General features: G+C 73.1%; 11 protein-coding genes and 1 pseudogene. 6 read left to right on the top strand and 6 right to left on the bottom strand.

The features are described from left to right. A pseudogene (locus tag ABWI04_RS29760) lies at positions 1 to 332 on the top strand (bifunctional 3'-5' exonuclease/DNA polymerase); the annotation flags it as partial. Positions 333 to 353: 21 nt separating this feature from the next. Here the strand turns inward: ABWI04_RS29760 and ABWI04_RS29755 are convergent. Continuing rightward, positions 354 to 1,745 (bottom strand): MFS transporter, encoded by a 1,392-nt coding sequence (locus tag ABWI04_RS29755; protein ID WP_353834518.1) that lies wholly within the window; start codon positions 1,743 to 1,745, stop codon positions 354 to 356. 114 nt (positions 1,746 to 1,859) lie between these two features. Here ABWI04_RS29755 and ABWI04_RS29750 point away from each other — a divergent pair, with 114 nt between their 5' ends. Next, positions 1,860 to 2,471 carry a TetR/AcrR family transcriptional regulator gene (locus ABWI04_RS29750; protein WP_353834517.1) on the top strand — a complete coding sequence of 204 codons (612 nt, stop codon included), beginning with the start codon at positions 1,860 to 1,862 and terminating at the stop codon, positions 2,469 to 2,471. Positions 2,472 to 2,560: 89 nt separating this feature from the next. Here the strand turns inward: ABWI04_RS29750 and ABWI04_RS29745 are convergent, their stop codons facing one another. From ABWI04_RS29745 to ABWI04_RS29725, 5 genes are all read right to left on the bottom strand, one after another. Then, the gene (locus ABWI04_RS29745) at positions 2,561 to 3,823 is read right to left on the bottom strand and encodes a flavin-dependent oxidoreductase (RefSeq protein ID WP_345184631.1); all 1,263 of its coding nucleotides are present in this window, start codon (positions 3,821 to 3,823) and stop codon (positions 2,561 to 2,563) included. 159 nt (positions 3,824 to 3,982) lie between these two features. Then, positions 3,983 to 4,780: an ABC transporter ATP-binding protein gene (locus ABWI04_RS29740; RefSeq protein WP_345184629.1), complete on the bottom strand. Its 798-nt coding sequence runs from the start codon at positions 4,778 to 4,780 to the stop codon at positions 3,983 to 3,985. A 52-nt stretch (positions 4,781 to 4,832) separates the two neighbouring features. After that, positions 4,833 to 5,636 carry an ABC transporter permease gene (locus ABWI04_RS29735; RefSeq protein WP_353834516.1) on the bottom strand — a complete coding sequence of 268 codons (804 nt, stop codon included), beginning with the start codon at positions 5,634 to 5,636 and terminating at the stop codon, positions 4,833 to 4,835. Continuing rightward, a complete protein-coding gene (locus tag ABWI04_RS29730) occupies positions 5,633 to 6,409 on the bottom strand; it encodes an ABC transporter permease (RefSeq protein ID WP_353834515.1) in 777 nt (258 codons plus the stop codon). The genes ABWI04_RS29735 and ABWI04_RS29730 overlap by 4 nt, the downstream gene beginning before the upstream one ends. Continuing rightward, positions 6,409 to 7,389, bottom strand: coding sequence for an ABC transporter substrate-binding protein (locus tag ABWI04_RS29725; RefSeq protein ID WP_345184622.1), 981 nt, complete (start codon positions 7,387 to 7,389; stop codon positions 6,409 to 6,411). Before ABWI04_RS29725 ends, ABWI04_RS29730 begins: the two co-directional genes overlap by 1 nt. A gap of 443 nt (positions 7,390 to 7,832) precedes the next feature. Between ABWI04_RS29725 and ABWI04_RS29720 the strand changes: the two genes are divergently transcribed. From ABWI04_RS29720 to ABWI04_RS29705, 4 genes are read left to right on the top strand one after another with little or no spacing between them, the layout of a single operon-like run. Then, positions 7,833 to 11,075, top strand: coding sequence for a sensor histidine kinase (locus tag ABWI04_RS29720; RefSeq protein ID WP_353834514.1), 3,243 nt, complete (start codon positions 7,833 to 7,835; stop codon positions 11,073 to 11,075). Continuing rightward, positions 11,072 to 11,518: a roadblock/LC7 domain-containing protein gene (locus tag ABWI04_RS29715; protein WP_179836164.1), complete on the top strand. Its 447-nt coding sequence runs from the start codon at positions 11,072 to 11,074 to the stop codon at positions 11,516 to 11,518. Before ABWI04_RS29720 ends, ABWI04_RS29715 begins: the two co-directional genes overlap by 4 nt. Positions 11,519 to 11,548: 30 nt before the next feature. Then, a complete protein-coding gene (locus ABWI04_RS29710; RefSeq protein WP_345184616.1) occupies positions 11,549 to 12,004 on the top strand; it encodes a DUF742 domain-containing protein in 456 nt (151 codons plus the stop codon). A gap of 34 nt (positions 12,005 to 12,038) precedes the next feature. Next, positions 12,039 to 12,653 carry a GTP-binding protein gene (locus tag ABWI04_RS29705; RefSeq protein WP_345184669.1) on the top strand — a complete coding sequence of 205 codons (615 nt, stop codon included), beginning with the start codon at positions 12,039 to 12,041 and terminating at the stop codon, positions 12,651 to 12,653. Positions 12,654 to 12,684: the final 31 nt, after the last annotated feature.

The following is a 12,684-nucleotide window of genomic DNA, read 5'->3' as shown; positions in this document are numbered from 1 at the left end:
GCGCCCCGGGGCCCCGGGGCGGCACGGCGGCCCAGGCGCTGCGCGGGCGGGGCCGCTTCACCCGCAACTTCGTCGTCCAGGCCACCGCCGCCGACTGGGCGCTCGCGCTCCTCGGCTCCCTGCGCCGCCGCCTCGCCGGGATCGGCCCGCCCCGCCTGGTGTTCTTCCAGCACGACGAGGTCATCGTGCACACCCCCGCCGACCTGGCCGCCGAGGTCGCCGACGCGGTCCGCGCGGCCGCGCGGGAGGCGCGCGGCCTCCTGTTCGGCGACACCCCGGTCGTCTTCCCGATGGAGATCGCGGTCGTCGACCGCTACGCCGACGCCAAGTGAGCGGCCGGCGCGCGGACCGGCTCAGGGCCTCGGCGGGCGGACGGTGAGGAGCAGGCCGGCGGCGGCCGTGCCCGCGGCGGCGATCGTGCAGAACAGGTAGACGGAGGCGTAGTCGCCGAGCGCGGCCCGCTCCGGCAGCAGCGCGGCGAGGACGGCGATGCCGAGCGCGCCGCCGAGCTGCCGCGCCGTGGTGTTGAGCCCGGTGGCGCCGGCGAACCGCAGCGGCCCGGCCGACAGCGCGGCGGCCGAGGCGGTGCCGGTGCTGATCATTCCCATGCCCGTCCCGACCAGGAGGCCGAGCGGGAGCCAGAACGTCGCGAAGTGCGGTTCCGCGGGCAGGGTCGCGATGACCCACGCCCCGGACACGACCATGATCAGCGCGCCGCCGGTCACGGCCGGGCGGACGCCGAAGCGGGCGGCGAGGCGGCCCGCCGCGACCGCCGCCGCGGTGGCGGTGAACGCGCCCGGCGTCGAGGCGAACCCCGCCTTCAGGATCGAGTAGTGCCACTCGCCCGTCAGGTAGAGCACGCCGGCGAGCAGCCACGCGTACAGTGCCGTCCCGTACAGGAACGAGGCGGCGTTCGCGGCGGCGAACCGGCGGTCGCGCCACAGCGAGATCTCCAGCGCGGGCACCGGGTGCCGCGCCGATCGCCACAGCGCCAGGGCGACCAGGGCGGCGCCGCCGAGCGGCAGCGCGAGGGTCCGGGCGTCCGTCCAGCCCCAGTCCCGGCTCTGCGTGACGCCGAGCGCGGCCCCGCCGACCCCGGCGGCGAGCAGCAGCGTCCCGGCGAGGTCGGGCAGCCGGCCCGCGCCGCCCGCGGCCCGGGGCAGGCGCCGCCCGCCGAGCAGCATCGCCAGCCCTATCGGCACGTTGATGACGAACAGGGACCGCCAGCCGGACAGGTCGACCAGCACCCCGCCGAGGCCGGGGCCGATCGCGGCGGCGAAGGCGCCCGCCGCGCTCCACAGCCCGATGCTGCGGGCGCGCCGCTCGGGAGGCGTGTCGTGCAGCAGCAGCGCGAGGGACGCGGGGATCAGCGCCGCCGCGGCGGCGCCCTGCGCGGCGCGCGTCGCCAGCAGGACGGGCAGGTTCGGCGCGACCGCGCAGGCCAGCGACGCCAGCGTGAACAGGCCGGTGCCCCACAGGTACAGCGACCGCCGGCCGACCAGGTCGGCGACGCGGCCGGCGGGCGCGAGCAGCGCCGCGAACAGCACCGCGTACAGGGTGATCACCCAGGTCAGGCCGGACAGGGTGCTACCCGGGAAGTCGGTGTGCAGGTCGGCGACGGCCAGGTTCGCGGCGGTGGCGTCGAGCATGGCCAGGAACGTCGCGCCGGCGGCCAGCCAGGGGACGTCCCGGCGCGCGGCGACCGGCCGCGGCGGCGCCGCGCCGGTCTGCGTCTCGGTGGGCATGGGGGGACCTCTCAGGAAAGTAAACGAACGATCGTACACTCTTCTAGAAGGAGGTTCCGAGTCAAGGGGGCGGGCGCATTGACTTTGAACGAACGGTCGTGCAGATTTAAGGGCGTGACCACCGACGGACGGCTTCTCAAGGGCGAGCAGACGCGCGGCGCGATCCTCGGCCGCGCCGCCGACATCGCCTCGGCGGAGGGCCTGGAGGGCCTGTCGATCGGCCGGCTCGCCACCGAGCTGCGGATCAGCAAGAGCGGCGTGTTCACCCACTTCGGCTCCAAGGAGGAGCTCCAGCTGGCGACGATCCGCAAGGCGGCCGAGGTGTTCCGCCTGCACGTGATCGAGCCCGCGCTCGCCGTCCCCGAGGGGATCGGCCGCGTCCGCGCGCTCCTGGACGCGTGGCAGCGCTACCAGCGCGACCCCGTCTTCCCCGGCGGATGCTTCTTCCACTCCGCGATGGCCGAGTTCGACGCCCGCCCCGGACGCGTCCGCGACGCGATCGCCGCGTCGCAGCGCGACTGGCGCGCCTTCCTGGAGCGCTGCCTCCGCGAGGCGCGCGACCTCGGCGAGATCGACGCCGCGACCGACGTCTCCCAGCTCGCCTTCGAACTGGACGCCCTCTGCCGCGCGGGCGGCGCGCAGGCCCTGCTCCACGACGACGCGTCCCTCTACGAGCGGGCCTCCCGCGCCATGAGCGCCCGGCTGGCCGCCGTCGCCGCCTCCTGAGCGCACGACCGTCTTCCGCGCGAAAGCCGAAGGCGCGGCGAGGCGACCGCCTCACCGCGCCCGTCAACGCGCGCCGGTCCGCGTCGCCGTCAGCCCGCCGCCGAGAAGGAGGGGCGGGAGTTCAGGGCCTCGACGTCGGAGAACGACGTCTGCCGGTACGCGCCGGTGATCGTGTTCAGCTCGTCGGGCGTCAGCACGTCCTCGATCGAGGAGAAACCGTCGGGCGCCCGCTGGCTGACCGTGTGGAGGATGCGGTCGGCGGGCATGTCCCGGCAGGCCTGGACGATGGCGTTGACCGGCTCGCGGCGCGCCTTGTCGTAGGCGAGCAGCCCCTCGGCGGGGTCGTCGGCGCCGGCCAGCTCGTGCGCCAGGACGCGGGCGTCGAGGATGGCCTGGGAGCCCCCGTTGGAGCCGATCGGGTACATCGGGTGGGCGGCGTCGCCGAGCAGCGTGACGCGGCCGAACGTCCAGCGGTCGACGGGGTCCCGGTCGACCATCGGATACTCCAGGATCTCCGCCGCCTGGGACATCAGCGCGGGGAAGTCGAGCCAGTCGTACTTCCAGTCCGCGAAGTAGGGGAGCACGTCCTCCAGGCGGCCGGCCTTGTTCCAGTCGGGGTCCCAGTCCAGCTGATCGTCGGCGAGCCTGACCTCCGCGGCCCAGTTGAGCAGCGCCTTGCCCCGGCGCTCCACGCGCATGGAGATCGGGTAGACGACGATCTTCGAGGTGGCGTTGCTCCCCATGACGACCATGGTCCGCCCGGTCAGGATGGGGTCGGCCTCGGTGATGCCGCGCCACAGCCTGATGCCGTTCCACAGCGGCGCCGGCTCGTCCGGGTACAGCTGCGCGCGGACGGCGGAGTGCAGGCCGTCCGCGCCGACCAGCGCGTCGGCCGTCACCGTCTCGGCGGTGCCCGACGCCCGGTCGAGCAGGCGGGCCCGCACCTGCGTCCCGTCCTGCTCGAAGCCCTCGAAGACGGTCCCGGTGCGGACGGCGTCCTGGCCGAGCCGCGCGCGGACGGCGTCGAGCAGCATCATCTGCAGCTCGCCGCGGTGGATCGAGTACTGGGGCCAGTTGTAGCCGAGCGCGCGCCCGCGCGGCTCCGCCCAGATCCGGCCGCCGTGCCGGTCGAAGTGCACCATCTCGCCTGTCGGGATGCCGGTCTCGGCCAGCTCGTCGGCGAATCCCAGCTCGGTGAGCTCCCGGACGGCGTGCGGCAGCAGGTTGATGCCGACGCCGAGCGGCAGCAGCCGGTTGGCGGAATCGACGACGAGGGCCTCGACTCCGGCCTCGTGCAGGCTCAGCGCGGTGGTGAGCCCGCCGATGCCCGCCCCCACGATGAGTACGCGCATGAATCACCCTCCGTTGGTCTCGGGCGACCGGGCCCAGGCGGCCCGCCCGCGCCGGTCTCGTTCGTGTCGCCGCACGTGGCGGCCGTTCTCACCGGGGCGTCCTGGTCTCACCGGCCGGGACCGGGCGCCGCCGGGGCCCCGGTCCGCCGTCCCTCCGGCTCACCCGGTGCCGGGCGCGGTGCCCGCGGGCGCCGCGCCCGGCACCTTCGCGCCACCGCGGACCAGCCGTCCGACCTCGGCCCGGAGCCGGACGAACTCCGGGGTCCCGCGGGTCTCGATCTGGTCGCGCGCCGAGGGAAGCTCGACCGGCAGGTCGGCGTGGACGCGGGCGGGCGAGCGGTTCAGTACGACCACTCGGTCACCGACGTAGACGCTCTCGTCGATGTCGTGCGTGACCAGGAGGATCGTCATCTCCCGGGTCCGGTGCATCTGCAGGACGAGGTCCTCCAGGTCCTCCCGCGTCTGCGCGTCCACCGACCCGAACGGCTCGTCCATGAGCAGCAGCGACGGGCGGTAGGCCAGAGCCCGCGCGATCGACGCGCGCTGCTGCATGCCCCCCGACAGCTGCCACGGGTACTTGCGTCCGGCGTCCGCGAGGCCCACGGACTCCAGGGCCTCCTGCGCCGCGGCGCGCCGCTCCGAGCGGCCCTTGCCGCGCCGCCGCAGCGGCAGCGCCACGTTGTCGCGGACGGTCAGCCATGGGAACAGCGACCGGCTGTAGTCCTGGAACACCACGGCGAGGTCGTCGGGCACGCCGTCGATCGGCTCGCCGTTCAGGGTGAGGGTCCCGGCGGTCGGGCGGATCAGCCCGCCGATGCAGCGCAGCAAGGTGGACTTGCCGCAGCCGGACGGGCCGACGATGCTGAGCAGCTGACCGTCCGGGACGGTGAGGTCGAGCCCGTCGATGGCCCGGTGACCGTCGCCGTAGGAATGGCTGAGGCCGGTTATCTGGAGCACCACGGCCGCCTTTGCTGTGTGTATGTCGTCAGGGTCGGCATTGGGGTCATCGTCAGCTCGCGAGCCTTTTCGCGCCAGTGTGCCAGGAGAGCAGGCGCCGCTCCAGGAGCATGAACACCGCGTTGAACAGGAGCCCGAGCAGGCCCAGCATGACGATCCCCGCCCACATCCGGGGCAGTTCGAACGAGCGCTGGGCGCCGATGAGCTCGGATCCGATGCCCGAGGTGCTGCCGAACAGCTCGGAGATGACCATCAGGATCAGCGCGAACGACAGCGCGACCCGCAGCCCCGCGAAGATCTTGGGGGAGGCCGCCGGGAGCGTGACGGTCAGCAGCCTGCGGACCCGGCCGACGCCGAACACCCGGGCCGTCTCCAGATGCAGGGGATCCACGGTGCGGACCCCGTCGCAGGTGTTGAGCAGCACCGGCCACACCACGCCGAACGCGATCGTGACGACCTGCATGGTCGCGCCGAGCTGGAACACGATGATGAAGAACGGCACCAGGGTGGGCGGGGGGATCGCGCGCAGGAACTCCAGCACCGGGTTCAGCAGGTCGTACAGGACCCGTGACCTGCCGATCGCCGCGCCCGCCAGGACGCCCGCGGCGCCCGCGACCGCCCATCCCACGAACAGGTGGGTGAGGCTGGTGGAGAAGTCGTCCACCGCCTTGTCCGTGAGGAACGCGTGGGAGGCCGGTCCGGAGAACCACAGCTCGTGCAGCGCGTCGAAGATCGTCGTGGGCGGGGGGAAGTAGGTCTCGTCCACCGCGCGCGTGACCAGTTCCCACAGCACGGCGGCGGCGGCGACGAGCCAGACCCGCCCGGCGAACCCGCGCAGCGCTCGCAGGGCCCTCATGCGATCCCCTCCACGCGAGCGTTGTGCCAGCGGAACGCGATCCGCTCCACCCCGAAGAGGGCCGTGTTGGCCAGCAGTCCCAGCACTCCGGCCCAGCAGGCGCCGGCCAGCAGCAGGTCGGTCCGGCCGCCTCCGGACTGGGTGTCGGAAAGGTAGATCCCCACCCCGTTGATCCCGCCCGCGAGGAGCTCGGTGCTGATCACCACGACGAGGGCGACGGAGGCGGCGATCCGGACGCCGGTGGCGATGAACGGCGAAGCGCTCGGCAGGGAGACGCGCCACAGCACCGACAGCGTCCCGAAGCCGAAGCTGCGCAGGCTCTCCTTGGCGACCGGATCGACGTCGCGGAGCGCGTACAGGGTGTTGATGAGGATCGGCCACAGGCAGGCATAGAAGATCAAGGACATCTTCATCTGCGTGGGGTCGGCGAACAGGATGATGGCGAGCGGGATCAGCGCGACCGAGGGAATGGGGCGCAGCAGTTCGACCAGCGCGCGGGAGGCGGTGCCGAGCACCGGCACCGAGCCGAGCAGCACGCCCAGCGGCACCGCGACGAGCACCGCCAGCGCGAGCCCGCCCGCCCATGCCGTGAGCGTGGCCCCGACGTCGGCGAGGAACTCCCCGTCGACGGCGAGTTTCCCGGCCTCCCGCAGGACGGTCGACGCCGGGGGCAGGGCGGTCTCGTCGACGAGGCCGGTACGGCTCACGACCTCGACGACGGCGACCAGCCCGGCGACCCCGGCGGCGCCGAGAAGGATACGGCGGTACTTCATTAAGAGGAGGTCACCATGAACGACTTGACGTCAAGGGGCTTGTCCAGGTAGCCGAACTGCTGCATCAGGTCGGCCACGCGCTGGAGGCGGGTGGCGTTCAGCGTGGTCGGCCACGTGCCGAAGCTCATGGTGGAGGCGACCTTGGCGTCGATCCCCTTGGCGTAGGTCGGCAGGACGTCCTGGACCAGCTTGCGGTCGGCGGCCATGCCCTGCGCCTTCAGCAGCGCGCGCTGGAAGGCGGCGACCGTCTTGGGGTTCTCCTTGGCGAACTTCTCGGTGGTGGCGAAACCCGCGACCGGGAAGTCCGCGGTCGGGCCGCTGGACAGGTCGGCGACCATGCGGGCGCCCATGGACTGCTGCATCTGGGTGCCGAACGGCTCGATCGCCTGGACGGCCTCGACGCTCTTGGACTTCAGGGCCTGCTCCATGGCGGGCGGGGGGACCTCGACGAAGTTCCTGTCCTCGTCGAATTCGACGCTCTGCGGCTTGCCGGCGGCCCGCACCAGCAGCGTGGCCACGTTGCGCTTGGTGTTGACGGCGATCTTCTTGCCGGCCAGGTCCTTGATCGTGTGGTACGGGGAGTCCTTGCGCACCATCAGCGTGTGCGTCTTCGGCGCGCTCTGCATGCCCTCAACGACGATCTTGGGCTTGAAGCCCGGGTCCTTGGCCCCGGCGGTGAGCAGCGAGACGTAGTTGCTGATGCTGAAGTCCAGCCGGCCGCTCTTCAGGAGCGGGATGCCCGCGGCGCCACCCGGGATGACCTGGGTCTTGACAGTCAGGCCCTCGGCCTTGAACAGTCCCTTGGAGATGGCGAGCTGGACGGGCGCGGTGTCGGCGACGGTCATGTTGCCGAGGGTGATCTCGGACTTCTCCAGACCGTTGGCCGACTTCTTCTCCGAGGAGCCGCAGGCCGCGGCGGAGAGAGCCAGAGCGATCGCTAGCGCGCCGGTGACGGCTGTACGGCGGTGGGAAGCAGGCATGGCAAGGCTCCATTTTGCGGGGGAAGCACGTTGAACCTGATCTTTCAAACGAGGCGGGAGCGTAGCGCACTGTGGGCCTGGCTTGGGTGAGATGCGAGGATTATGTGCAATTATGTGAACATGAGATAACAGTCTGTGACATGGGCATCTTCTGCATCACAAGTCCAGACTTGTGTGATCATTCGGGTTGGCCATGATGGTGGCTCTGTGTTGCAATATCTCGCGCTCGCCCGCAGTGGCGTGGGTGAGCGATGCGACCCGAATCCCGTTCAGGCCACTGTACGCCGCGAGCGATCGACCCCATTGAGAGGTAGCGGAGGGCAGTGCGGAAAGCAGAAGGGGCCGAGATGGCCCCGCAATCCCCCCAGCCAGGCCCGTCTGCCAGGGGCGACGCCCCGAAGCGAAGTTCCCAGGGTGGGCGTTACAAGCTGCGCAACTGGCGAGTGCGCACGCGTCTGTTCGCCCTCATCGCGGTGCCCACGATCGTGGCCGCGTTCTTCGCGGGTTACCGGGTCTCGGTGTCGTTGGACAACGCCGAGGCCTACAGCCGGACCGGCCAGCTGGCTACGCTCGGTAACCAGCTGACCGCGCTCGCGCACGACGTGGAGGCCGAGCGCGACGCGATGGCGGAACGGGCGGCGGGAGGCGGGCGCACCGGCGGCGCCGACATCCTCGCCGCGCGGCAGGAGGCGGTGGACGCCGACGCCCGCAAGGTGCGCGCCGCCGCGGCGGACGTCGAGACGTACTCCTCCGGCCTGCGGCTGGCGGTCGGCAACGTCCTCAACCGGGTGGACGACCTGCCCGCGCTGCGCACGGCGGCCGTCCGCCTCGCACCCGGGGTGATCATCGACAAGTACACCGAGTTCGTCGACGACTTCACCTCCTTCCATGTCCTGGTCTCCCAGGACGCCCCCACGGCCGAGCTCGCGCAGAGCGCGCTGGCGCTGGCCGACCTGGCGAACGCCAAGGACGCCGCGTCCCGCGAACGGGCCCTGCTCGCCTCCGCGCTCTGGGAGGGGCGGTTCGAGCCGCTCGACCGCGCCGCGGTCGACGACGCCCGTGCGGACATGGACACCAGCATCAACGCCTTTCGGAGCTCGGCGACGCCGGCCCAGCTGAGGCTGTTCGAGGACACCGTCACCGGTCCCGAGCTGGACCGCGCGGAGGTCACCCGGCTGCAGACGCTGGCTGTCGCCGACTCCTCCCGGCAACTGCGGGTCAGGCTCGGCGCCCGCACGGCCCGGTCGTGGACGTCGGACTCGACCGCGCGGGTCGACAAGCTGCGGACGGTCGAGAAGAGCATCGCCGCCGACCTCGCCGCCAAGGCGGACGACGCCCGTGCCGGCGCGCAGACGGCGGCGATCCGGGACGGCGTGCTGCTGTTCCTCGTCCTCGCGGTCGTCCTGGCGACCCTGATCGTGATGGCCCGCTCGCTGGTGCGGCCGCTGCGCCGGCTGCAGTCCGGCGCGCTGGACGTGGCCAACACGCGGCTGCCCGGCCTGGTCGACCGGCTGCGCGACCCCGAGGCCGCCGCGGGCGGCATCGAGGTCAAGCCGATCGAGATCGACTCCACCGACGAGATCGGCCAGGTGGCGCGGGCGTTCGACGAGGTCCACCGCGAGGCGGTCCGGCTCGCCGCCGACGAGGCCGTGCTGCGCGGCAACATCAACGCGATGTTCGTCAACCTCTCCCGCCGAAGCCAGTCCCTGATCGAGCGGCAGCTGCGGCTGATCGAGGAGCTGGAGCAGAGCGAGCGCGACGAGGAGCAGCTCGGCAACCTGTTCCGGCTGGACCACCTCGCCACCCGCATGCGTCGCAACTGCGAGAACCTCCTCGTCCTCGGCGGCCAGGAGCAGGTGCGCCGGTGGAACCAGCCCGTCCCGCTGATCGACGTCGTCCGCGCGTCGCTGTCCGAGGTCGAGCAGTACGAGCGCGTGGCGCTGCGGGTTCAGGGCGACATGACGGTCGCCGGCCCGGTCGTCAACGACCTCGTCCACCTGCTGGCCGAGCTGGTGGAGAACGCCACCGTGTTCTCGTCCGAGAACACCAAGGTGACGGTCTCGGGGCAGATGCTGAGCGGCGGCGGCTGCATGCTGCAGATCACCGACAACGGCGTCGGCATGTCGCCCGAGGAGCTGGAGCAGGCCAACTGGCGCCTGGCGAACCCGCCCGTCATCGACTTCTCCGCGGCGCGCCGCATGGGCCTGTTCGTGGTCGGCCGCCTGGCCGTCCGGCACGGGATCCGCGTCGAGCTGCGGGCCGCCCAGGGCGGCGGCCTCACCGCGTTCGTGGTGCTGCCGGACGCGGTCGTCACGCCGGGCGAGTCCGGCGGCATCGGCAGCCGCCCCGGCCTCGCCCCCCGCGAGGCCGGCTCCCACGGCCAGCTCGCCGCGCTCACCACCACCACCGCCGCCGAGCCGCCCGGGGGCGGGTTCCGGCAGGACGACTACGGCCCCGCCGCCATGGGCGGCGGCACCGGACCGCATCCCATGGCGGGCGGCACGGGCGCGCACCCCATGGTCGGCGGCACCGGACCGCTGCGTCCCGTGCGCGGCGCCACCGGCCCGCAGCCGAGCATCACCGAGACCGGTCCGATCCCGGCCCAGGGCGTGCACGACCCCTACGGCACCGGCGCGCATCCCGCGGTCCCGCCCGCCGAGCGGCGCCCCTCGCGGGACCGGCGCGCCCCCGCGGGCGACCCCTACGGGACCGGCGAGCGCCAGCCGCGCAGGCCGGGGGAGCTGCCGGTCCGGGAGCCGGGCACGCACCTGCAGGGCCGCCCCTCCGACGGAGGGTCCTCGAACGGGCTCTTCCAGCCGCGCGGCGAGCGCTCGCAGGAGGTGGAGGACGCCCCCGCCAACGGCGCCTACCCGCCGGGCGGGCGGACGGGCCCCCAGCCGGTCGTCCCGGAGGCGCAGCCGCTGGTGCCCGAGTCCGGCGGCGGGCGGCACATCCCGTGGGAGACCGGGCCGCTGGAGCAGGTCGGCCCGAACCCCGGCCAGGCGCCCGCCCCGTACGCCGAGGACGTCCCGGCGATGTCCGCTCCGGACGTCCCGCCCATGTCCGCTCCCCACGTGCCGGAGGCCCCGGTGCACGAGCCGCCACCCGTTCCCCAGCCGGCCGTGCGGGCCGCGGCGGCCGCACAGCCGGAGCCGAAGGCCCCGCCGCGGCTGCCCGAGCGCTCGCCCATCTTCGACGCGATGCAGTCGGAGTGGTTCCAGCGCAGGACGGGCGGCGGGTCCGGCGAGGACCTCGGCAAGGGCTGGGAGTCCCCGGCGGACGCGGGCTTCCGCGCCGCCGAGGCGGCCCGCGAGCCGGTGGCGACGAGCCGCACCACCGTCGGACTGCCCAAGCGGGTGCCCGGCAAGAACCGCATCCCCGGTGCGGTGGGCCGCGGAGCGCAGGACGCGCCCCGGCCGCCGGCGGCCCCGCTGGGCCGCCCTGCGCCCGGAGGGGGCGGCCTGGAGGGACCGCAGGCGCCGACGCAGGGCCTGCCGGTCGTCGGCCAGGCGCCGGGGCAGCCGCAGGGACAGCAGCAGGGTCACGGCCAGTCGGCCGACGTCGTACGCAACCGCTTTGCGAGCCTGCAGCGCGGCGTCCACCGCGGACGCCATGAGGCACGCGGCGCAGGCACGTCAGGTGAAGCGCCGTCCCAGGGTGACGGCGAGACAGGAGGCACCCGGTGAGCGGGCAGGATCTCAACTGGTTGGTGACGAACTTCGCGGACCGTGTCGCGAAGGTCGCGCACGCCGTCGTGGTCTCCTCGGACGGGCTGCCGATGGCCTACTCGGCGGGCTTCCCGCCCGAGCGGGCGGACCAGCTCTCGGCGATCGCCTCGGGGCTGATGAGCCTGACCCAGGGTGCGGCGAAGATCTTCGACGCCGGCGGGGTCAACCAGACCGTCGTGGAGATGGACCGCGGGCTGCTGTTCGTCATGTCCATCACGAACGGGTCGGTGTTCGCGGTGCTGGCGGCGCCCGACTGCGATCTCGGGCTGGTGGCCTACGAGATGACGCTCCTGGTGGAGCGGGTGGGACGGGTGCTGACTCCCGCCCTGCGCGCCCAGGAGCAGCCCCCGTACTCGGGGCCTTCCGTGACCGAGATGGGCGCCGGGCCCGCCCGCTATTGACCGTGACTGACTCTGACGGAGGTCGGCGACATGGATCGAGGCAGTCCCTTCGGGGGCGGTCCCGGAGGCGGCGGCCGCTGGCCGGGTGACCAGGGGCGGGCCCCCGTGCAGGGCAGGCCCCCCGAGCGCGACGACAACGACGGCAGCTCGCTCGTGCGCCCGTACGCGGTCACCGGCGGGCGCACCAGGCCGCGCTACGACCTGGCCATCGAGGCGCTGGTCACCGCGGCGCCCTACCCGCCGCGGGACGTGGCCGTGCTGACCCCGGAGTACCGGGCGATCATGGACCTGTGCCGGTCGGCCCGCTCGGTCGCCGAGGTGTCCGCGCTGCTGCGCCTGCCGCTCGGGGTCGCGCGCGTCCTCGTGGCCGACATGGCCGTCGAGGGGCTGCTGCGGCTGCACCAGTCGCAGTCCCCCACCACCGCCGGCGGACAGCCGGACCTCCGCTTGCTAGAAAGGGTGCTCAGTGGCCTTCGGAAGCTCTGACCAGGTCCCGGGGCCGCACGGCGGGGAGGCCGAGCTGACCTCGGTCAAGATCGTCGTCGGTGGCGGCTTCGGCGTCGGCAAGACCACCTTCGTCGGCTCCGTTTCGGAGATCATGCCGCTCACCACCGAGGCGGTGATGACGGCGGCCAGCGCCGACGTGGACGACCTGTCGGCCGTCCCGGACAAGACGACCACCACGGTCGCGATGGACTTCGGCCGCGTGTCGCTGGACAGCGAGCTGATCCTCTACCTGTTCGGCACGCCCGGGCAGCACCGCTTCTGGTTCATGTGGGACGACCTGGTCCGCGGCGCGATCGGCGCCGTCGTGCTGGTCGACACCCGCCGGCTGGAGGACTGCTTCGCCGCGGTGGACTACTTCGAGGAGCTCGGCCTGCCGTTCGTGGTGGGGGTCAACGGGTTCCACGGTGAGTTCCAGTACGCCGTCGAGGACATCCGCGACGCCCTGTCGATCAGCGCGCACGTGCCGATCGTGCAGTGCGACGCGCGGAGCCGCGAGTCCACCAAGCAGGTGCTGATCACGCTGGTCAAGCACGCGATGACGGTGCACGCCGCCGGAGCCCACGCGGGCGCCCCCGCGCAGGGCGCCCCCGGCGGGCAGCTCGGCACCACGTCCCCCAGCTGGACCTAGACGCCGCGCGCGGGGGGCGCGGCGCGGTCCG

The organism is Actinomadura sp. NPDC000929, from assembly GCF_040492065.1.
GTDB classification, from domain to species: Bacteria; Actinomycetota; Actinomycetes; order Streptosporangiales; family Streptosporangiaceae; genus Spirillospora; species Spirillospora verrucosospora.
Note: the sequence above shows the minus strand (reverse complement) of the source record. Positions and strands in the feature narration are given on the sequence as shown.

Excerpts from the sequence above, each read along its gene's own strand:
- ABWI04_RS29755 (WP_353834518.1), bottom strand. The coding sequence starts at position 1,745 with ATGCCCACCGAGACGCAGACCGGCGCGGCGCCGCCGCGGCCGGTCGCC.
- ABWI04_RS29745 (WP_345184631.1), bottom strand. The coding sequence starts at position 3,823 with ATGCGCGTACTCATCGTGGGGGCGGGCATCGGCGGGCTCACCACCGCG.
- ABWI04_RS29735 (WP_353834516.1), bottom strand. The coding sequence starts at position 5,636 with ATGAGGGCCCTGCGAGCGCTGCGCGGGTTCGCCGGGCGGGTCTGGCTC.
- ABWI04_RS29730 (WP_353834515.1), bottom strand. The coding sequence starts at position 6,409 with ATGAAGTACCGCCGTATCCTTCTCGGCGCCGCCGGGGTCGCCGGGCTG.
- ABWI04_RS29725 (WP_345184622.1), bottom strand. The coding sequence starts at position 7,389 with ATGCCTGCTTCCCACCGCCGTACAGCCGTCACCGGCGCGCTAGCGATC.
- ABWI04_RS29710 (WP_345184616.1), top strand. The coding sequence starts at position 11,549 with ATGGATCGAGGCAGTCCCTTCGGGGGCGGTCCCGGAGGCGGCGGCCGC.